General features: G+C 60.1%; 15 protein-coding genes and 7 pseudogenes. 13 read left to right on the top strand and 9 right to left on the bottom strand.

Features of this window, described 5'->3' with window-relative positions; translation table 11 throughout:
- Positions 1-12 precede the first annotated feature (12 nt).
- The 10 genes and pseudogenes from ACFSQT_RS02565 to ACFSQT_RS02520 form a co-directional block, all read left to right on the top strand.
- Complete coding sequence (locus ACFSQT_RS02565) at positions 13-1,164, top strand: CaiB/BaiF CoA transferase family protein (RefSeq protein WP_379016851.1); 1,152 nt, start codon at positions 13-15, stop codon at positions 1,162-1,164.
- 130 nt (positions 1,165-1,294) lie between these two features.
- Positions 1,295-2,197: an HpcH/HpaI aldolase/citrate lyase family protein gene (locus ACFSQT_RS02560; protein WP_379016850.1), complete on the top strand. Its 903-nt coding sequence runs from the start codon at positions 1,295-1,297 to the stop codon at positions 2,195-2,197.
- A gap of 129 nt (positions 2,198-2,326) precedes the next feature.
- A complete protein-coding gene (locus tag ACFSQT_RS02555; protein ID WP_379016849.1) occupies positions 2,327-3,253 on the top strand; it encodes a LysR family transcriptional regulator in 927 nt (308 codons plus the stop codon).
- Between the two features lie 193 nt (positions 3,254-3,446).
- Positions 3,447-4,874: an NAD-dependent succinate-semialdehyde dehydrogenase gene (locus ACFSQT_RS02550; protein WP_379016848.1), complete on the top strand. Its 1,428-nt coding sequence runs from the start codon at positions 3,447-3,449 to the stop codon at positions 4,872-4,874.
- 6 nt (positions 4,875-4,880) lie between these two features.
- Positions 4,881-6,425: a fumarate hydratase gene (locus tag ACFSQT_RS02545; RefSeq protein ID WP_379016847.1), complete on the top strand. Its 1,545-nt coding sequence runs from the start codon at positions 4,881-4,883 to the stop codon at positions 6,423-6,425.
- A gap of 205 nt (positions 6,426-6,630) precedes the next feature.
- The gene (locus ACFSQT_RS02540) at positions 6,631-7,128 is read left to right on the top strand and encodes an Lrp/AsnC family transcriptional regulator (protein ID WP_379016884.1); all 498 of its coding nucleotides are present in this window, start codon (positions 6,631-6,633) and stop codon (positions 7,126-7,128) included.
- Positions 7,129-7,291: 163 nt separating this feature from the next.
- On the top strand, positions 7,292-8,698 hold the full coding sequence (locus ACFSQT_RS02535) for an aminotransferase (RefSeq protein WP_379016846.1): 1,407 nt from the start codon (positions 7,292-7,294) through the stop codon (positions 8,696-8,698).
- Between the two features lie 444 nt (positions 8,699-9,142).
- Positions 9,143-10,027, top strand: coding sequence for a formyltetrahydrofolate deformylase (gene purU, locus ACFSQT_RS02530; protein WP_379016845.1), 885 nt, complete (start codon positions 9,143-9,145; stop codon positions 10,025-10,027).
- A 166-nt stretch (positions 10,028-10,193) separates the two neighbouring features.
- Positions 10,194-10,299 (top strand): annotated as a pseudogene (locus tag ACFSQT_RS02525) (IS6 family transposase); the annotation flags it as partial.
- Between the two features lie 22 nt (positions 10,300-10,321).
- Positions 10,322-10,636, top strand: a pseudogene (locus tag ACFSQT_RS02520) (MFS transporter); the annotation flags it as partial.
- Here the strand turns inward: ACFSQT_RS02520 and ACFSQT_RS02515 are convergent.
- A pseudogene (locus ACFSQT_RS02515) lies at positions 10,571-10,720 on the bottom strand (IS256 family transposase); the annotation flags it as partial. The pseudogenes ACFSQT_RS02520 and ACFSQT_RS02515 overlap by 66 nt on opposite strands.
- Before the next feature lie 48 nt (positions 10,721-10,768).
- Positions 10,769-11,012 (bottom strand): annotated as a pseudogene (locus ACFSQT_RS02510) (DDE-type integrase/transposase/recombinase); the annotation flags it as partial.
- 153 nt (positions 11,013-11,165) lie between these two features.
- On the opposite strand from ACFSQT_RS02510, the gene ACFSQT_RS02505 reads away from it, so the two are divergent.
- Positions 11,166-12,191 carry an IS110 family RNA-guided transposase gene (locus tag ACFSQT_RS02505; RefSeq protein ID WP_095090353.1) on the top strand — a complete coding sequence of 342 codons (1,026 nt, stop codon included), beginning with the start codon at positions 11,166-11,168 and terminating at the stop codon, positions 12,189-12,191.
- A 412-nt stretch (positions 12,192-12,603) separates the two neighbouring features.
- Here ACFSQT_RS02505 and ACFSQT_RS02500 read toward each other — a convergent pair whose 3' ends face one another.
- Both ACFSQT_RS02500 and ACFSQT_RS02495 read right to left on the bottom strand, forming a co-directional pair.
- Positions 12,604-13,035 (bottom strand): IS1096 element passenger TnpR family protein, encoded by a 432-nt coding sequence (locus tag ACFSQT_RS02500; protein WP_379016844.1) that lies wholly within the window; start codon positions 13,033-13,035, stop codon positions 12,604-12,606.
- Between the two features lie 8 nt (positions 13,036-13,043).
- A pseudogene (locus tag ACFSQT_RS02495) lies at positions 13,044-13,388 on the bottom strand (IS66 family transposase); the annotation flags it as partial.
- On the opposite strand from ACFSQT_RS02495, the gene ACFSQT_RS02490 reads away from it, so the two are divergent.
- Positions 13,375-14,067, top strand: coding sequence for an ABC transporter substrate-binding protein (locus ACFSQT_RS02490; RefSeq protein WP_379016882.1), 693 nt, complete (start codon positions 13,375-13,377; stop codon positions 14,065-14,067). The pseudogene ACFSQT_RS02495 and the gene ACFSQT_RS02490 overlap by 14 nt on opposite strands.
- A 219-nt stretch (positions 14,068-14,286) precedes the next feature.
- Here the strand turns inward: ACFSQT_RS02490 and ACFSQT_RS02485 are convergent, their stop codons facing one another.
- From ACFSQT_RS02485 to ACFSQT_RS02465, 5 genes and pseudogenes are all read right to left on the bottom strand, one after another.
- Positions 14,287-14,508, bottom strand: coding sequence for a hypothetical protein (locus tag ACFSQT_RS02485; RefSeq protein WP_095085189.1), 222 nt, complete (start codon positions 14,506-14,508; stop codon positions 14,287-14,289).
- A complete protein-coding gene (gene istB, locus ACFSQT_RS02480; protein ID WP_206073656.1) occupies positions 14,505-15,281 on the bottom strand; it encodes an IS21-like element helper ATPase IstB in 777 nt (258 codons plus the stop codon). Before istB ends, ACFSQT_RS02485 begins: the two co-directional genes overlap by 4 nt.
- Complete coding sequence (gene istA / locus ACFSQT_RS02475) at positions 15,271-16,770, bottom strand: IS21 family transposase (protein WP_095085188.1); 1,500 nt, start codon at positions 16,768-16,770, stop codon at positions 15,271-15,273. Before istA ends, istB begins: the two co-directional genes overlap by 11 nt.
- 750 nt (positions 16,771-17,520) lie before the next feature.
- Positions 17,521-18,793: pseudogene (locus ACFSQT_RS02470) on the bottom strand (IS701 family transposase).
- A gap of 311 nt (positions 18,794-19,104) precedes the next feature.
- Positions 19,105-20,136 carry an IS110 family RNA-guided transposase gene (locus ACFSQT_RS02465; RefSeq protein WP_379016843.1) on the bottom strand — a complete coding sequence of 344 codons (1,032 nt, stop codon included), beginning with the start codon at positions 20,134-20,136 and terminating at the stop codon, positions 19,105-19,107.
- Positions 20,137-20,552: 416 nt separating this feature from the next.
- Between ACFSQT_RS02465 and ACFSQT_RS02460 the strand changes: the two are divergent.
- Positions 20,553-20,712 (top strand): annotated as a pseudogene (locus ACFSQT_RS02460) (IS481 family transposase); the annotation flags it as partial.
- Between the last annotated feature and the right edge of the window lie 19 nt (positions 20,713-20,731).

The following is a 20,731-nucleotide window of genomic DNA, read 5'->3' as shown; positions in this document are numbered from 1 at the left end:
GCAGGGTGTCGCATGCAGAACTCTCTTGAAGGGGTCACTGTCGTCGCGGTGGAACAGGCCGTGGCCGCGCCTTACGCATCGTCGCGCCTTGCGGACGCGGGCGCCCGTGTCATCAAGATCGAACGGCCCGAGGGGGACTTTGCCCGCAACTACGACAAGCTGGTGCGGGGACAGAGCGCTTACTTCGTCTGGCTCAACCGGGGTAAGGAGTCAGTCTGTTTAGACCTGAGGTCGGAAGCGGACCGCGCCGTCCTGGAAACGCTCATTGCCAGTGCTGACGTCTTTATCCAGAATCTGAAGCCGGGCAGCATCGAAAAACTGGGATTTGGGTCTGCGGATCTCCGTCGACGATATCCCCGGCTGATCACCTGCGACATCTCTGGTTTCGGAGAGACAGGGCCGTACTCCCATTTGAAGGCTTATGATCTCATCGTCCAGGCCGAATCAGGTCTATGCGCCATCACCGGCAACCAACAAGGGCCCGCGCGCGTGGGGGTGTCGGTCTGCGATATCTCGGCGGGCATGACAGCGCATAGTGCGATTCTTCAGGCGCTTTATCATCGCGAGGTCACCGGCGAAGGGACAAGCATCCAGGTGTCACTGTTCGATGCCGTCGCCGACTGGATGAACGTTCCGGTTCTGCAACACGACTACAGCGACTACCACACGGTACGCGCGGGCGTGAAACATCCGTCGCTGGCGCCATATGGTGCATATCGTTGCGCTGATGGCAAAGAAGTCATCTTTTCGGTCCAGAATGACCGCGAATGGGTAAATTTCTGCGAGAAGTTTCTTAAGCGACCCGAGCTCACACGCGCACCGGGTTTTGCCGACAACATGGAGCGCCTTGGTCATCGTGCGCAACTTGATGAGATCATTGAACAGCGCTTTTCCGAACTGTCCTGCCACGAAGCAATGCATGAGCTCGAGGCGGCCGGTCTGGCATATGGCCGACTAAACGAAGTGGCGGATGTTTCAAGGCATCCACACATTCGCAGGGTGCAGGTTGGCACACCGGAAGGAACCGTCGACGCGATAGCGCCGGCCGCGATTTTCAACTCTGAACGCCCCTCGTTGCGACCAGTTCCGGCTCTTGGCGCTCACACCGAGGCTATCCGCGATGAGGTTCTGGGGCTTTTGCGCGAAAGAGCCGCGTCAGCGTGAGCGCGCGTCTGAGTAAGGTGAGGCTGCTCGCGGTTTACGAAAAGCCTGTTTACCTCGGATCACTCAGTCATCGGCCGACCAGCAAGCTTACCGCTGCCGGCCTCGCTAAAGTCGACCGCAGAGGCGACCTATGATTAAGGATACCCTCCCGGCCGTTGAAGGCGCGATGTCTGTACCCCGTTGGAGATCCCTACTCTTCGTGCCCGCTCACGTTCCACGCTTTGTGGAGACGGCCCATGAGCGGGGTGCGGATGGCGTCATTCTCGACCTGGAGGACTCCGTTCCCCAGGATCAGAAGGGCGGGGCCCGCCGGGAGTTGCCTGACTCCGTGGCAAAGGTGGGCCGTAGGGGTGCTTCGGTTTTGGTCCGGGTCAATCGTGGTTTGCGCGCGTTGGCGGCGGATCTCGATGCAGCCGTCATAGCGGGTGTTGACGCACTTGTTCTTCCGAAGACGGATTCAGCGGAGTGGGTGTTAGAGATTGCGAATGCGATATCGGAACTTGAACGAGAAAGAAATCTTGTCCAGGGACGCATCCGGTTCCTTGCCCAGATCGAGACCCCGGGCGCTTTGCAACGGCTCGCTGCCATTGCGTCGGCCCATCCAAGGATGGTTGCAATGGCGCTGGGGCCTGAAGACTTCAGCGCCGCTGTCGGCGGCGCGCCGGAATTCGACCTTCTGTTGGCCCCGAACCTTTCCGTTCTGTTCGCTGCCCGTGCGGCTGGGTTGCTTCCTTTAGGATTTGTTGGAAGCATCAGCGAATTTTCCGACACTGAAAAACTGCGGGAAGCCGCGAGGCATGCGCGGCGCCTTGGCTTTGCCGGAGCTTTGGCTATCCATCCGACACAGGTCGCCATATTCAATGTGGCATTCTCGCCAAGCGCCCAGGAACTCGAGTGGGCCGATCGTGTTGTCGCGGCGGAAAACGATGCCGCCGCGCGGGGCCTGTCTGCTTTCTCATTGAATGGCAAGATGGTCGATCCGCCAGTGGTGCGGCGCGCCCACGAGATCCTGACTCTCGCTAGCCGCAACTGAGCCTTTAATCCAGCGACCGGACAGGCTGGTTTTCTCGCCGTAATCTACGGTTTGTTACTTGCCTGCCATCTCGTTTCGAGATAGATATGAAGGCACTGGGGATCATGCCCCGGTTGGAAATTGTTCATCGTGGACATCAGGCAGTTAAGATACTTTGTCGGCGTCGTCGAAGCCGGCAGTTTCACGAAGGCAGCTGCGACCCTCAACGTTGCTCAAAGCGCCCTAAGCCTGCATGTGCGGCAGCTGGAGGAAGGATTCGGCACCCAACTCCTGGTTCGCGATCGAACCGGTGTCAGCGTCACGGCGTCGGGAGACAAGCTGCTTGAGCGAGCGCGGATCATCCTGAAGGAAATTCAGCTCACTGAGGCCGAACTGACCAACTCGGTAGCCGCTCCTTCCGGAGAGGTAACCATTGGCATTCCGTCCGGAGCCGCCCGCGTCCTTAGCGGTCCCTTGCTTGAAGCGGTAAGAAGCGAATTGCCGAGGATCTCGCTTAAGATGATCGAGGGCATGACGGGACCGCTCGAGGAGTGGATGGCTGCTGGCCGGTTCAATCTGGCTGTCCTCTACCGCACTGCCGAGAGCGTGGGGCAAATGACAGTACTGGCCCGTGAGGAATTTTTCCTGGTGGTGCCGCCGGGTGAACCGCCTTTCGAAGATTCAATTCCGCTCGCCGACCTCCACGCGTTTCCGCTGGCGGTTCCCATGCGCAACAACAATGTCAGGCGTTCGGTGGCTGATGTCGTTGCCCAACACGGTTGTGTTCTGGACGTCAGATTCGAAGTCGACTCCCTTTCCACGATCATTAATATGGTCATGGAAGGAAAGGCGTATTCCATCCTTACCCCGTCGGCCATCCAGAAAGAGGCGTCTCAAGGCCAGGTCCGAACGGTCAAGATCATCGATCCGGTGATCACCCGTTCCGTTGTGCTTGCCGTCAACCCGAAAGATGACCGCTCTCCGGCCGTGTCCGCGGTTCGTAAGCTGATCCCCAAGGTCGCAAAAGCCTTGATTGAGGGCAAGCACTGGTCAGCGACAGTACCGGACCGGGTTTAGGGAACCCAAGCCAAGTTCTTCCAGTGCTATGGCTCTTCGCGGCTTGAGCGTATCAAATCTGGATTCGAGATGGTTTTGGGCGACATTCAATATTTGACCACATCGACTATCGCGATGAAATTGCAGGGGAGCTAGGCACGGTCCGATATCGGCCGTCCTCGTACCTGGCAAATTCACTGAAGCGGAGCATGCGATGTCCAATGCCACGACCTACCAGCTTTTAATCAATGGCAGTTGGCGAGGCGGTAGTGGAACTCTGACGGTGACCAACCCGGCGACAGAGGCGGTATTTGGCTCGGTGGCCGCCGCGTCGGCTTCGGATCTGGACGAGGCCCTTGCTTCTGCAGAGCGAAGCCGCCGAGCCTGGTCGTCAAGGCCTGCAAAAGAGCGCGGCGAAATCCTTGTTGCGGCGTCCAGAATACTGGCAACGAAGGTGGGAGACGCAGCCAAGGAGTTGTCGAGAGAACAGGGCAAGACGATTGCCGAAGCAACAGGCGAGTATGCGCGCGCTGTTGAAACGCTGGAGTGGTACGGCACACACGCCGAAGAATTGTCGGCCCCAGTTCCGCATGGCCCGAACCGAATGATCGTCCCCGAGCCGCTGGGCGTGGTCGCAGCCTTCACGCCGTGGAACTATCCCGCGGTGCTTATCGCACGCAAGCTTGCCCCTGCGCTGGCGGCAGGTTGTCCCGTGATCCTCAAAGGGGCCGAAGAGACACCGAGTGCGGCCGTCCACATCGTCGAAGCCCTGCGCCAGGCGGGTATCCCGGACGGCGTGGTCAATCTTGTCTTCGGCGTCCCGGCGCAGATTTCGGAGCACCTTCTTAACTCGCCAATCGTGAAGGTCTTGACCTTCACGGGCTCCACCGCGGTTGGAAAACACCTGGCCAAGCTCGCCGCCAATAACTTACAGCGCTGTGTCCTTGAACTCGGCGGGCACTCCCCGGTCGTTGTCTGCGAGGATGCGGATCTCGCGAAGGCTGTCCCGGCAATTTCGGAATACAAGTTCGAGTGCGCCGGCCAGAGCTGCAACGCGCCCAGCAGAATCCTCGTCGCGCGGACCCGTTATGAGGAGTTTCTATCCCGAATGACCGAAGCAGCTCGCAAGATCAAGATCGGCCCACCGGACGACCCAACGACGGAGATGGGACCGATGGCAAACGCGCGGCGAATCGAGGCCATGCAGGGGCTGGTCAAGGACGCGGTTGATCGCGGCGCAAGCATCGAGACCGGTGGCACCCGCCTCGACCAGCCAGGCTTTTATTGGCCGCCGACAATCCTGACAGGGGTGGCAAAGGATGCGAAAGTGCTTCATGACGAGCCGTTCGGGCCAATCCTCACCGTAGCGCCTTTCGACACGCTCGAGGAGGCGATCGAAGAAGCGAACGCTACCGAGTATGGCTTGGCCGCCTACTTCTTCACCGGCGCCGACGATACGAAACGGGCGCTGATTGGCGGTGTATCGGCGGGCGCTGTCAGCGTCAATTACCTGAAAGGGGTGTCCGCGGATGCGCCGTACGGAGGCGTCAAACAGAGCGGCTATGGGTATGAGGGTGGCGAGCAGGGCATGCGGAGCTTCCAAAGCCTCAAACTCGTTAACGGGCTCGGGTCATTCGGGTAAGCTTGGGTGAGTAAAAGAACTCGCATCATTGCCGGTGAGGACGTCGCAAGGAGCGTTGCCGACGCCCTCCAGTATATCTCGTACTACCACCCCCCGGATTATATCCAGTACCTCACACAGGCATACGCGCGCGAGCAGAGCCCGCCGGCCAAGAACGCCATCGGGCAGATTCTGCTGAATTCGCGGATGGCCGCATTTGGGCGGCGGCCGATCTGCCAGGACACCGGTCTCGTGGTGGTCTTCGCCAAGGTCGGGATGGGAGTTCGTATCAATTCTGCGGCCAGTTTCGCGGACCTCGTGAATGAAGGCGTCCGCCAGGCCTATCTCGACCCGGACAACCCGCTTCGCCCCTCGATTGTCTCGGATCCGCTGGCTGGACGATTGAACACCCGCGACAACACGCCGGCAGTCGTCCACGTCTCACTCGTGCAAGGCAACCAGATCGAGATCACAATCGCCGCAAAGGGCGGTGGATCAGAAAACAAGGCGCGTTTCACCACCCTTAACCCCAGCGCGTCGGTTGCCGACTGGGTGGTCGACACCGTTTCGAACCTTGGCAGCGGCTGGTGCCCGCCTGGCCTGATCTCGGTCGGCGTCGGTGGCAGCGCCGAAAAGGCGATGCTGCTCGCCAAGGAGGCCATGAACGAGCCTATCGACATGACTGATCTGATCGCCAGGGGGCCATCAAACGCAGAGGAGGCGCTCCGCATTGAGCTCTATGAACGCATCAACGCTCTCGGGATCGGCGCCCAGGGCCTTGGCGGCCTTACGACGGTCGTCGATGTCAAGGTTGCAACCTATCCAACCCATGCGGCGTCCAAGCCCGTGGCACTCATCCCGCAATGCGCAGCCAACCGGCACCTGACGTTCACTTTGGACGGCAAAGGGCCAGCGCAGCTCCAACCGCCCGACCTTTCCCAATGGCCTCATATCGGTCCTGAGGACTTGCAAACAAGCGGTGTCCGCCGGGTCAACCTTGATGGGCTGACAAAGGAAGAAACGGCGTCGTGGCGCTGCGGGGAGACCCTCCTTTTGTCCGGAAAAATGCTGACGGGTCGTGACGCCGCCCACAAGCGAATGGTCGAGCTGATCGAAGCCGGTGAACCGCTTCCGGTCGACCTGCGGGGACGCGTGATCTACTATGTCGGACCAGTCCGCGCGGTGAGGGAGGAGGTCGTGGGGCCGGCGGGCCCAACAACCTCCAGCCGCATGGACGATTTTACGGAAAGATTGCTGGCGCAAACCGGGCTTATCGCGATGGTCGGCAAGGCGGAGAGGGGGCCAACGGCTATTGCATCGATTGTCAGACACAGGACGCCCTATTTGGTTGCAGTGGGTGGCGCGGCGTACCTGATATCGAAATCGATCAAAGCGGCGCGGCTCGTGGCCTTCGAAGACCTCGGCATGGAAGCCATTTATGAATTCGAGGTCCAGGATATGCCGGTGATCATGGCTGTCGATGTTGAGGGAAACTCGGTTCACACTTCCGGGCCGATTGAGTGGCGTAAACGCATGGCTGCCGATAGCATCGCGCGCAACATCGGCATTTGATAGTCCTGTTAGGCGATCGTTCTGCTTCACTCATCCGAGTAGGCTGTGCGCCTCATTTGGGCTGCTGTGCGAATAAGAGCAAACGCACGCGCCACATCACCTGCCACGAACGCAACGCTTGGTTGGCGCGTCGGCACCATAGATGCAATTGGCACGGACCCATAAGCAGCCTAAACGTAAAGCCGTGATTCAGCTCCGGCAGGCCATGAAAGCGAAACTCAACACTGTACGCCTCGACGCCTGGGACCTTCGGATTCTTTCCGAGTTGCAAGCAGACGGTCGGATATCGAAAAGCGAGCTTGCGAAACGCGTCCATCTTTCGGCGTCGGCTTGCTCCGAGCGGCTGCGCATCCTCGAAACGTCAGGAGCTATTGAAGGCTATTACGCGCGGCTGAGTCCGTCCCTCACTGGGGGCGTGATCTTTGTCATGGTGGAGGTGGTGCTGGATCGTCATCGCCTCGAAGACCAACGACACTTTGAGGCCGCAATTCAAGGCATCCCCGAAATCCTGGACTGCTGGGCGATTGGAGGGCGGATCGACTACCTGCTGCGCGTCGCGGCACCTTCCATGGCTGCGTATCAGGAATTCATGGAGGGATTGCTGCAGATAGGCCTCGGGATCGACCAATATTACAGTCTTGTGGTGACGAAATCCGTGAAGTCCAATGCGCCGATACCCTCGTCCGCACTAAGTGAGCGCTGAGTTTCTGGAGCCGGCGTTTCCACGGAGATTGGCGCAAGTTCCGTGGATTCGTCGGCCGCGGACACGCATTGCCGTGGAACTTGAGGAGTGTCCGTCGGTATACTCATCCTTGACGAGCGGCTGATCAGAGTGTTGCCGCCGGGCGATCAAGGGGAGAGCGGCAATGAGCCTGACTAATCTGGGAACCAAGCAAGTTCAGGAGAAGGATCGGAGCTTCGTCTTTCATCCGTCCACGCACTTGGCAAAACACAGCCGCGGCGAGACGCCCAACCGGATCATGGCCGGAGCGGAAGGCGTCTACATCTGGGATACCGAAGGCCGAAAGAGCCTCGATGGTTTCGGCGGCCTTTACTGCGTCAATATGGGATATGGATGCACGGAGATCGCCGACGCCATTGCCAAGCAGGCGTACGAACTGCCATTCGCGCATGTCTATGCCAGCCAGGGCACGGAGCCTGTCGCCCGTTTGGCCGAGGCTATCGTCGAATATTTCGGACAGAACATGCAAAGGGTTTATTTTGGCCTGTCGGGTTCCGATGCCAATGAAACCAATATCAAGCTCGTCTGGTACTACAACAACATCCTCGGTCGCCCCGAAAAGAAGAAAATCATCTCGCGGCATCGCGGTTATCACGGTTCCGGGCTGGTCACCGGCAGCCTGACAGGCCTTCCATTCTTTCACAAGTTCTTCGACCTGCCTTTGAGCATGGTGCGCCATACAACGACGCCACATTACTATCGCCAGGCGCACGAAGGCGAAACCGAGGAGGCCTTCTCCAAGCGCTGTGCCGACGAACTTGAAGCCCTCATTCTTGCTGAAGGTCCAGATACGGTCGCGGCGTTTATCGCAGAACCGGTCCTTGGGACCGGCGGCATCGTTCCGCCCCCAAAGGGCTACTGGACAGCCATCCAGGAGGTGCTGGACAAGTACGAGATCCTTCTAATTGCCGATGAAGTGGTGTGCGGTTTCGCGCGAACCGGTGAGAAATTCGGGTCCCACCTCTATGGCATGCGTCCGGATTTCGTCACCATCGCCAAGGGCGTGAGTTCCGCCTACCTCCCCATTTCAGGGTCGATTATCGGCGACCGCGTCTGGAAGGTCCTGGAAGAAGGAACGGAGGAGCACGGACCTCTCGGCCATGGCTGGACATATTCCGGCCATACGCTGTGCGCGGCGGCCGCACTTGCCAACATTCAGGTCCTTAAGGAAAGAAACATCCTTGAGCATGTCCAGGACGTCGGGCCTTATTGGCTTTCCCGTATGAAAGCCGAACTGGAGGGACATCCCATTGTCGGCGAAGTGCGCGGCGTCGGAATCCTGTCCGCCGTAGAGCTGATGCGAGATCCGAAAGCGCGCGTACCGTTTGAGCCCGAACTTCAGGTGGGGGCGCGTGCCGCCGCCGCGCTGCTTGAAAATGGGGTCATTGGGCGCGCCATGCCGCATGGTGATATCCTCGGCTTTGCCCCGCCACTGATCATCACCAGGGAGGAGGTGGACATCATCGTCGAAGCGACTGCGAAATCAGTTGACACGACGTTCCGCGCTTTGAAGGTGGAAGGCGCACTATAATCTTTGCGGGCACCAACCTGCCTTTTTGCCCTGCTGTCCGGTCCTCCCATTTGACCGCGGGCGGCGAGCCCTGCCGGTGCACCTCCCCGCCGGCAGGGCTAGTTATCTGAGACGCGTCATGACTCTCCCCATTCTGCAGGTTTTGGTAAATCATCATAAACTCGCGGTGTAGCCGTGAACTTGGCCCATCCGGCGACGCATCGTGATGACTGGCTGGCATGGCGTCGCTGACCGCAACTGACCCTCTCCGCATCTCTCGTCACAGGTATGCAGGTTCAAGTTCTCAGCTGCCAGCCCACTCTTGGCTCGATTGAGGCGGTTAGGATCGGAGGCGGCTTCAAATGTAAGCACCCGGGGGGCAGGCAACGGACTCCGATCCGGCGAGGGGCGAGATGGACATTAGCTTAAATGCATTCCCGGTATTTCATCAAAACGGTTTCAAAAATGACGCACTTCGTACTCACCGTTTCATGCAAATCGACTCGCGGTATCGTCGCTGCGATTGCAACATTCCTAGCTGACCAGGGATGTAACATTGTCGATAGTTCGCAGTTCGACGATCTCGACACCGGCAAGTTTTTCATGCGCATTTCCTTCATCTCCGAAGAATGTATCGGCGTGGCCGACTTGGTGGAAGGCGTAAAGCCGATCGCCAAGAAGTTTGCGATGGATGTTGATATCCTCGACGCCAAGAAGCCGATGAAAGTACTCCTGATGGTTTCGCGCTTTGGCCATTGCCTGAACGACTTGCTCTATCGCTGGAAGATCGGTGCTTTGCCGATCGACATCGTTGGCGTGGTCTCCAACCATTTCGATTACCAGAAGGTGGTGGTCAACGACGATATCCCCTTCCATTACATACATGTGACGAAGGAGAATAAGTCGCAGGCTGAAGCGAAGATCCTTGACCTGATCCAGCAGACCGGCGCCGAGTTGATCGTGCTCGCCCGCTACATGCAGGTGCTGTCCGACGAGGTGTGCCGTAAGATGTCCGGCCGCATTATCAACATCCACCATTCATTCCTGCCGAGCTTCAAAGGCGCCAATCCCTACAAGCAGGCCTATCAGCGCGGCGTCAAACTGGTCGGGGCAACGGCCCACTACGTCACCGCCGATCTCGACGAAGGCCCCATCATCGAGCAGGACACGGTGCGAGTCACGCACGCGCAGTCGGCCGAGGATTACGTCTCCATGGGCCGCGACGTCGAAAGCCAGGTGCTGGCCCGTGCCGTCCATGCGCATATCCACCACCGCACCTTCATCAACGGCAACCGAGTCGTCGTGTTCCCGGCAAGCCCGGGAAGCTACGCTTCTAAGCACATGAGCTAAGCTATGACGGCTCTGATCTCGAGCGGACATCGGGTTTGAAAGCAGCGCTTGCGGTAGTGGTTGTCGGCGACGATCCCGCCAGCCACCTGTCGGTGCCAAGGGCCGCATGCCAGGAATGCGGCAACTCTTCCAAAAGACACGGCGTGGCCGCTAGGTCGTGCGAACTCAGGACCATCGGCGCATCAAGCGCCGTGTGCGACCGATGCTCGGCGTCAAATCTCCGGCGCCCGCCAACATCATCCTGTCAGGCATTAATGGTCCACATGATGCGCGCTTGGCGCACAGGTCTCGAGCCTGGGCTGGCTGCTGCAGACCGTTGCGGCCAGCTGGCTGATGGCAACCATCTCGACCTCTGACGTGATGGTCGCCCTGGTGCAGACCCCCACGACGCTGCCCGTATTCATTCTGTCGATTTTCGCCGGAGCCATTGCTGACAATTTCAGCCGTCGCAATGTGATGGCGCTCGGTTGGTGCGTAATCGCGTTGTCGTCGATAATGCTGACTGTTCTTGTGGGGCTTGGATTTTACAATCCATGGATGATCCTCGCCTTCAGCTGCCTGGCCGGATGTGGCGCCCCCTTCACGGATCCGGCTTGGCACGCCTCGGTCCGGCTCCATCAGCCCCTCGGCGGCAAAGCCGATCACCTCGCGCAATAAATCTGCATCCGCGCTCTTCTCAACAAGCGAGCGCATGGGCGATGTCACGTGGATAAGAACGCGATAAGACCTGCGGCGCTGATTTCAGCTGACCCCAGCCACGGTTTTCCACGCCGCCAGGCCTGGAGGCGGTGGTGGTGAATTTCGAATGTGGAGCGTTGTGAGTTGTGAGCGGGCTGCGACGAAGAGATTTGTGAGTGCTGAGAAGATCGAAACAGCGTCCCTGGCGATCGGAGGCCCTGCATCATCCGCTCCGGTTTCGCAGCGGCACATGCGAATTCTCCGCCCGGTTATTCAATCCCTTGTGCGACCGTTGTTCGACATTCGGCCTGCCGCTGGTAATTACATGGGGTAATCGCGGGAGCCGCGTCCACGTGCCGCTTTGTAGCCCTTGCGCATAGGCGGCGGTTGTTCCCCGATATGATGAAAAACGGGCTCACGAGTCGGACCCGGGCCCAGCAGCAATCGGAGAACAACAACCATGGACCAATTTATCGGCCTTGATGTGTCATTGAAAGAGACCTCGATCTCGGTGCGGCAGAATGGCAAGCGGAGCTGGCGCGGCAAATGCCCATCTGATCCGAAGTTGCTGGCCGAAGTGATCTGCAAGCGTGCGCCCAACGCGAAGAAGATCGTCTTCGAGACCGGCCCCTTATCGGTCTGGTTCTATCATGCGCTGACGGGGGAAGGCCTGCCGGCGATCTGCATCGATGCCCGTCACGCCAAAGCGGCGCTCGACATGGCGCCGAACAAGACCGATGCGAACGATGCAGACGGTCTGGCGCAGCTTGCAGAAGTTGGCTTTTACCGGGAGGTGCGGGTCAAGCAGTATGACAGCATGCTGACCCGCACACTGGTAGCCGCGCGCAGCCAGCTGATCAAGATCGTAACCGAGCTGTCCAATCAGATCCGTGGGCTGATGAAGACATTCGGGCTGGTCGTTCCCAAGGGTGCCGGCCGCGTATTCGAAGCCAATGTCCGAAACCTGATTGTCGATAACAAGGGACTGGAGCGGATTATCCTGCCTCTGCTCGAGACCTGGCGAACCGTGCGCGACCGGGCGGCGGAACTTGATCGGCAGCTTGTCGCCGCTGCGCGGGAAAGCGCGCCATGTCAGCTGCTGGTGTCGATACCGGGTGTTGGCTCGGTTGTCGCAGCCTCCTTCGCTTCAGCGATCGAGGCTCCGGAAAACTTCAGGACATCTCGTTCAGTTGGTGCGTGGCTCGGTCTCACCACCCGGCGCTACCAGTCGGGAGAAGTTGATTTTGACGGGCATATATCGCGGCGTGGCGACAACCATCTGCGGGGTCTGCTTTATCAAGCTGCCGTGGTGATCCTAACGAGAACCCTTGCTGACAGCACGCTTCGAACCTGGGGACTGAAGCTCAGGAAAAAGGTCGGCTTCAAGCGGGCCGCGGTCGCCGTGGCGCGCAAACTCGCTGTCATCATGCACACAATGCTGAAAACCGGCGAGCCTTTTGATCGGTCCGCCGGCGCGACCGCCTGAGATCGCACCGCATGGCATGGGAGACCACTCATGACTTGAAATTGAGCCACAACCAGATTGCGTCCTTTCTTCGGACACGCCGAGACGTCCCTGCCGGGACGTAGGTCGGGCCATTCCGCTATCGTGGGTTGCAGGTGCGTAACGTCCACACAAACTGCGTTAATTACATTGGAAGGCCTCGCCTTGCGAATATCCATAATGCGGCGAACAGATGTCGACCGCGAAGACAACCATGCCTCCCGGCAAACGATCATCAACAGCGCGAAGAAGACCAGGCAGCGCGATCGTAACATCGCCTCCTGTTCGCTGTCTGTCCAACAAACAGCAATGGCGTCTTCGGGCTATTCAAAAAAGACTTGATCAATGATCTGCGATTAGACAACCCACCCTTTCGATGCGGCACGGTGCGTCGTCACTCGTCGTCGATGTCCGGGTACTGCGGGGGAGCCTTGCCGATCTTGCTGACGATCCTCGGGTAATTGGCATCGGGCTGCGCCTGCCCTGTTCCAATAAGTTCAACGCGGAAGCGCCACTCGTCACCGTAGTCGTACAAGAAGGTCATTGCCGAGCCCACCTTCTGGAAGGCTGTGCTGACGCGGGTGCCCTTCACGCTGCGAGAGCCGCTCCCCTCTATGTCGGCGAAGAGTTCGAACCGCAGGGGCGAGTCGAACAGCTTTCCCGTCAGCTTTGAATAGAAGCCGTAGGCGTGGTCCAAGTCGAAGCCAAATGCCGCTACGATGGCTTCGGCCAGATCAGCCAGCGTGCTCAAACTCGACACCTCGATGTCCCGACAAAGCCGGGCCCGAAGAGAGGCTCGGAAGATCAAGGTCGCGGGCTCAGTCATCGCAGATTTCAGGCGCTGACGGTTTGAAGGATGATTTTGAAAGAGTTCGTGCCTGGCGCGAGACGAGCCGTGTCGACGACGGTTCGAATGTCGGCTTCGCCCTGGGCGGCCCACATGGCGCGATAGCCGTTGGTGATCTTCCGTTGAACGACGGCGGGTCTCAGCGCCCGTTCGCAGGCGTTGTTCGTCGCGTCGACCATTCCTGGCCATTGGGCAAAGGTCAAAAGTTGATCACGAGCTCGCCTGAACTTGTTTTGGATGTCGCGGGCCAGATCGCACGACGTTGTGGTGGCGAAGATATCGTCCAGACTTCGCTCCAGGGCGCGACGCTTGCCGGCGATGGTCGAGGCGGCGAACCCAGGCTGGTGGAACGGCACCTCGCCCGAGGAAACCAAGGAGGGTTTCGAATATTGCCTTGCCGCTGAAATCGCCCACCGCGCCGGTCTGAAGCACATGAAGCTGATGAACCTTGCTTGGGACCAGTTCATCAGCGGCGCGGCGACCGGTTATGACATCGCCATGGCCTCGGCCAGCGCCACCGACAAGCGCCGCGAAGTATTCGACTTCTCGCAGAACTACTTTGCGGCCAATCTGGGCGTTGCGGTGAAGACCGGGGCCGATGTCACGGCGGCCAACCTGAAAGACAAGCGCATTGGCGTGATGCTAGGCAGCCTTGGCGCCGATTGGGTAATCAACACGCTGAAGCCTAATGTTGCAGCCAGCCAGTATCATGGTGTGCCCGAGATGGTGGCCGCTCTTATGGCTGATCAGGTCGATGCGATCATGAATGACACCGCGATTCTGTTGACTGCCACGGCGGGCACCAAGGGCGCGCTGGATGTGGTGGGCCAGTTTGAAACCAAATGGGGTGTCAATGTCATCACGCCGAAAGGTTCGGCTAATACGCCTGCCGTAGACAAGGTCGTAGGCGCAATGGCGGCGGACGGCACGCTGAAAACGCTCTCGGCCACCTACCTGACCTCGGCGTTCGGCAAAGACCCGAATGCTGTCGCCATCTGGCCGTTGAACTGATCAAGAACTATGTCAGGTCCGGATTTGCAAAAATTGAGCCCCGCGCCGCCTAGCTTTGGCTTGGCGGTTGCGGCCCTGACCACGGCTGCGGCCGGGTTGTTTGGGATTGGCTGTTGATGGCTTTTCAAAAGCGCGTCTAAACGACGACAAGCGTTTGGTGCTTGTGGACGGAACAAAAAGGCGGCCTTTGCAGGCCGCCGAGTGTGGAGGATGTGTGCTTTAGAGCGAGGACGGGGCTTTTTCGATATCGCTGTGATCGGTCGGTGTTCGTTGCTGCTCCTGGATAAGTTCCTGGAGTTGGACGCCGTAGTGAGACCAGATGCTATCGGCGAGATCGTTGAGGAGCTCGAAGACAGCGAGCGCCTGTTCGGGTGTCCATTCGGGATTGATGAGGAAGTGGATACCACGACTGAGGCCGGACGGTTGAGGATCTGGTTTCATGCTGCGGGCACCTTTTCGCCGGAGGAGCGGCTGGTGCGTTTTTCGCGCTGTGCCTTTGATCGCTCGGCCGCTTCCTTGAAGCGGTAGGAATCGCCTTCGATGGAGATCACCTCGGATCGGTGCATGAGGCGGTCGACGAGGCTGACGACGCAGGCGGCATTGGGAAAGACCTCCGACCAATCAGCGAAGGGTCTGTTGGTGGTGATGATGGTTGAGCGTTTTTCGTAGCGCCGGCTGATGAGTTCGAACAGCAGGTCCGCATGACGGTTCGAGTAGGACAGATACCCGACCTCGTCGATCGCAAGAACGTCGGCGGCGGCGTAGTGGTGAAGGCGTCGGCGCAAGGCTGCGTCGCTGTCGAGGGCGGCGAGTTCGCCGAGCATCTCGCTGGCGGTTCGGAAGACGACGGTGTGACCGCAGATGAGCGCCTGGTGAGCGACATTGCGAGCAAGTGTCGATTTCCCGACGCCGTTGGGGCCGATAAAGACGATGTTGGCGGCATCGTTCATGAAGGACAGGGTCATCAGATCCTCGACGGCGGCGCGGTCGATGCGGCGAGGCCAGTGCCAGTCATAATCGGACAGTTGCTTGAAGTGGCCGAGCCTGGCGGCACGCGTGCGTCGCCGCATCGAACGGTCGGAGCGCTCCTCTTCTTCCCATTGAAGGACGGCGGCCAGCCAGTCCGCGTCAGCGATTTCGTCCCAATGGGTGATCAGGCCATTGAGGCGCAACGCCTTGGCCCGGTTGAGCAGGATGTCGGGATTATTCATCATCTTTGCCTCCAAGGGTCAGTTGGTCGTAGCTGTCGAGGCGATGCGGCCGTACCGTCGTATCCTTGCGCCGCACGTGTTCGGGCAGGCTCGTTTCGACCGGCGGCGGAGCACCGCGGGCGACCCGGCGGCGTTCCAGTACGTCGCGAACCGACCTCGAATGGGAGGCGCCGGCATGCAAAGCTTCCTCGACGGCGGCCTGCAGTTCCTGCGCGCCGTACAGGTCAAGCAGTTTCAGCAACGCGTTTGTGATCGCACCGATATTGGAGCCACGCTCGGCGGCCCGGATCATCAGGGTCTGGCAGGCCGGCACGGCGCGGGTCAGGCTGTTGAGGCCGCGATGCTGGCGCGCCTCGCGCTTGATTGCGACGAGTGCCTTGAGGTGCTGAGGGTCCTCGATCTGCTGGTCGCGATCATAGCTGCGACGGTGACTGGCGATCATCTTTGCGCCGTCGAAGACGCGGACCAGGCCGAGATCGGCGCGCACGCTGAGCGTGCGCCGGACATGAGCATGCGGTACCGAGTAATCGTTGAGGTCGAAGCGCACATAGGGCGTTTTGCCAACCTTGGCGGCGACCTGCTCCTCGACGGGGTATGGGTTGGCGGGCAGCGGCAGAAGCAGTGGCTGCTCTTGCGCAAACGCCTGGCGGACCGTCATCGTCCGGTCCTCGGGGCATGGCCGGTCGGCAGCCTGGTTGCGGCACCACTGTTCGGCCTGGGCGTTCAGATCGTCGAGATCGGTGAACTTGCGGGCGATGAAGAATGCTTCCCTTATATGCCGTATGGCGCGCTCGACGCGGCCTTTTTCGTTGCCCCGGGCAACCGCGACAGGACGTGGCTCGAACCGATAGAAGCCGGCGAAGGCAAGCAGCGTCGGATGGAAGCGGATCGCATCGCCCTGGCGCTCGAGCACCGCACTCTTGAGATTGTCGTAGAGCAGGACCCTGGGCAGCCCGCACCATGTGTTGAACGCGCCGACGTGACCGCGCAGGAAGTTTTCCATGCGCGCGTCGAGGAAGAAGCGCAGGTAGATGTCGCGTGAGTAAGAAAGCACCATCACGAACGCCATGAGCGGCCGGCGGGCGTTGCCGATCTCGATGTGACCGAAGTGGGCCCAGTCGACCTGTCCCTGCTCGCCCGGCAATGTGCGCAGCCGCAGGAACGCCTCGGCCGGCTTGCGGGGACGGTGCAGGGCGACCAGGTGCCGAAAGTGCGTCGGCAAGCCCCGGTAGCCGCGCTCGCGCACCATCGCATAAAGGCGGCTGGCGGTCAGCGAGGGGAACTTTTCCAGCGTCTGCTCAATGAATGGAAGATACGGGTCAATGATTGAGGCTCTCTGCAGCGGCTTGTGCCGGGGCAATCCCGCCTGGGCCAGAACGCGATGCACCGTCGTGTGATGGACATGCAATTGCCTGGCGATGGTGCCGCAGCGCCACTTCTCGGCGTGATACAGGCGCAGGATCTGCGCTTCCAGTTCGGGGCTGATGGTCATGATACGGGCTCTCCGTCTGCGTAGTCAGCTTCACGGGCATAACGAGGCCCCCGGCGACGCACGAAGCCGGTGCGAACGAACGGCGACAGTCGACAGTCGCAGCGCCGACAGCACGGCGTGGGCATGACCGATGTCGTCGCCCGCCCGGCGACGTCAGCAAAAGCAGCGACGACATCGTTCGAGGGACTGACCAGTAGTGAACCGGCAGGAGATGCAGGTGGAGAATGATGCGTCACTTTATTGTGCCGAGCCCGATATCGTCGGGCCCGGACCGCATGAGCCAGGCGTCCCCGGCGGCTGCGCTGATAACGTCGCCCCGCCTCGCGCACACTCTCGCGGCGGGCAGCACGGGCGCAGTCCTGGCCGCAGTAGCGCTGTCCCCGGTCGCAGCTGCGGCAGATCGCTACCTGCGAACGGCAGCGGCCGCACAGAAAGAAGCGGCCCGTGAGCATCCGCGACGATCCTTTCGGAGCGCCGCTGGGAGTTCGGGGAAAAGGTCGACGGAATGCGCTGACAATGCGATAATGCAGTCGCGCACCGTCAGTGGAGCGTGACACCGAGCCCGGACTTGCCAGTTGAGATCGGTGTTACGCCGGATTGTTTCTGCGGCGCTGATTACCCGCAGATCTACCACAAGGCACGCGCATGGCGGGGTACGTCGAAAGCCGCCTCAGGGCGGCTGGAGACGTGCCCCGCGTCTATCCCTTCAACCTCCCATGATCAGCACCGCGCCGCAAAGGCGGCCGCCCGCTACAGCGCTAGTTGAAGAGCGCGCGGGCGGCCGCCTTTGCTCTTCCAGCGCTTCAGATCTTGTCGTCGTTTATCAGCGGGTTTCGACCGTCTTCGACACATCAAGGCGTGTCGATGTAATCCAGTCCATGATCGGCCTTCAAAGTGGTCGAGGCCAAGTTCCTCCTTCAATTGCTGATGTGCCTGCTCACAGACCCACCTGGCCTTGATCGTGGCGGCGAGCATCTTGAGGCTCGCATCGGCCGGTAAGTTCGACACATAGTATTTTTGCTCGCCAGTCGACCGGCGTTCGCCGACGAGCCAGACCTCGTCGCCTGGCATGCATTGCATGCGATTGTCGAGCATCCGGTGCTTATGACCATCCGCAACGCGGACACGGCGAGCCGCAAACAAACATGTCAGCCGACCTTTAGTGCCGCGCCGCCAGCTTATCTTGTGCCATCTCTCACCAGACAGCATCACCTCGGCAGAGACCGGCGGCTGGTCCGGGATGTGATATTGGCGGCGCCTGCCGGTGGTCGCGACCGGGAAGATCAGATCAACATCGGCCGGATAGACGTTTTGGCGCCGCGATAGTCCTACCGCCCACAGCAGACCGCGCTCACTCAAAGCCTGACGAAAAGAGCTGCTCGACCCGTAGCCCGCGTCGGCAAGCACGCAGCCGAAACGCACGCCGGAGGCGATGACACGATCGATCTCTTCGATGGCGATCTCCGGCTTTGTCAGAGCGACATGTCGATCCTTCGGGACGCGCGCCCGCATCATCCGCTCGGGATCATTCGTCCAGGTGTCGGGCAAGAAGAGCCGAAGGCCCACCATCACCGGCACTTCGCGTGAGGCCAGGGTCACCGACACCAGCGACTGGCAGTTGGACGTCTTGCCAAGCGACGAAGCGTATTGAGGCGCGACACCAACCGAATGTTGTCCCTTCTTCGGTAACGCTGTGTCGTCAATGACGAGAAAACCCGCCTCATCGCCGACCAGGCGATCTGCCTCCTTCAGCAGGGCGGCCTCGAGCGGAGCGCTGTCCCAAACCCCTGCCGCGACAAAATGATGAAGCTGATCGTAGCCGACATCGCCCGCTCGCGCGGCCATCGGTTGTACGCTCTTACGGTCGCCCGGCCCGATCAGACCAGCAATGTACAGCGGACACATCCGGCGCCGAGCTGGATGCGAAAGACCCGCCAAAAACGGTTGAAGCCAGCGCTCGAGATCGGCTTGCCAGTCCACATCCATTGATCGGCCCTCCACAAGCCGACCTCCTATGAATCACGCAAACTCTCTCTTGGGAATTCCAAAAACGCGCCCGCCGCTAAAAACCTGCCAAAGTAGTGCTTCTGTAATGGGCCTTCGTTCGTCAAGTCCCCTCTGAATGATATCTCGTCGCCAGGATCATGCTTCTGTCCGTGGTCAGCGCGAAGGCCGCCACACTATGCCATCAGATCCAGAGCTGACAGGTCAATCTAGGAAGCGTGGTTTGCCGAAGCATTCACAGCACTACACACGACCTTGCCAAGCCCTCGTCCCGGCGACGGGACCCCAGGAGAGCGGTGCCGTTTCGGCTCGCTCCGAACGCTCTATCTCCTATGCCATCGCTGCGGCCTTGCTCCAGCGGAAGTCGGTCGCATCCACCCACATGCGATGGAGCACGACGCCCAACTTGCGGGCAAGGGCCACCTTGGCGCGCTTCATGCCCCGACGTTTGGCCACGTCGAGCGCCCAGTGCTTCAGGCTCGAGAAGCGGATCGCCCGCGTCAGCATGACGTGCGCAGCTTCAAAGAGCGCAGTTCGCACCATGGCGTCGCCGACCTTGCTGACACCACCGTCCCGATCGGTCTCACCGGATTGATATTTTTTGGGCGTAAGCCCGAAGTAGGCTCCGACCGTACTGGATTTCCCAAACCGCATCGGGTCGTCCACCGCCGAGCGATAGGTCAGGGCGACCAAGGCCCCAACGCCAGGTGTGCTCATCAATCTCCGGCAGACCTTATCAGCGCGCGCGATCTTCAGCATCTCGCGATGGAGCTTGCTGAACTCGCACCACAACGCCATCCGCGCCGCCAGCATCGCACCAATCACCGTCTCCAAAGTGACGTGGCCTGCTGTCAGCTCCCGGATGCGCGTCTCAAACTTTCCACGACTGACCTCTCCGACCTTCAGCCCATAGCCGCGCAAGATCCCGCGGATGCTAAGTTCGACGTCGAGAAGCTTGCCTTGCAGAAGCTTGCGTCCAACAAGAAGGGCTCGGCTATCCTTGCAAGTCACCGATTTGGCATGAACCGGACGGTACCATCCCATCCTCAGCAGTTGGGCGATCCCGCGTGCATCTTTCCGGTCGGTCTTCACCGTCATAGCCGAGAGCGCCGCCTTCACGTGCCGCGTCTCGAGCAAAATCGCATCGCGTCCGGCGGCCACAAGCCCGGCATGCAGCCATTGCGACAATGGCCCGGCCTCGAGCCCAATGCGACTAACAGACAATTCCAGTTCGTCGAAATAGCGGACCAGCGCCTCCGGCTCGCTGGCGATCTTGACCTCGCGCATGATCGTTCCGGTCGCGTCAACAATGCACACGCTGCTCTCTTCCAGAGAGACATCGATTCCCGCATAATGTTCCATGGCTGTTCCTCTCATGATGTTTGGAGCCGATCGCTCGGCCTCCGTTTCAACACCATCATTCTGAGGGACAGCCACCCAACCTGGCTATGCTCGCGAAGGCCGGCCCATTACGGCATCTAGGTAGGCTATTGGGTTCGACGAGCAGTTCAATGCTGCGCGCGAGGCCCGGTTGCCTGCGGATCAATCCAGGACGCTTGAGGCTGCGGCTCGGCGGCATATCGAAAATGAGCAACCTGACGCTCCGCTCGCTGCTCGTTTGTGGCGCGACGGCGGTCTTGGGACGCGTGAAAGGCGACGACAAAGCGCCGCATGGCTAGTCCCCTTTTACGCGGCGGCCTTCAGCGGTCTTAGACAGCGTTGAAAGGCCGGACATATGGCTGCACCGTCCCGCTGGATGAAATGCCTGAAAAAGGCCTTATGTCCATATCGACAGCTGCGAACTGGCATACGGACGGCAAGCTGGCCACGTTCTTGGCCATCGACAGAGTTTCGAAGTTCACTTACGTCGAGTTCCACGCCTGCGCCGGCAAGATGGAAGGCGCGGCCTCGTCGATCTCGCTAACCTGCGTGGCCCCAACTACTTTCGTTGAGCAGA

Origin of the sequence: Mesorhizobium calcicola (assembly GCF_042682105.1) — a bacterium.
In the GTDB taxonomy this organism is placed as follows: Bacteria; Pseudomonadota; Alphaproteobacteria; order Rhizobiales; family Rhizobiaceae; genus Mesorhizobium; species Mesorhizobium calcicola.
The sequence above is the reverse complement of the archived record's forward strand: the minus strand, read 5'-3'. Positions and strand labels throughout refer to the sequence as shown.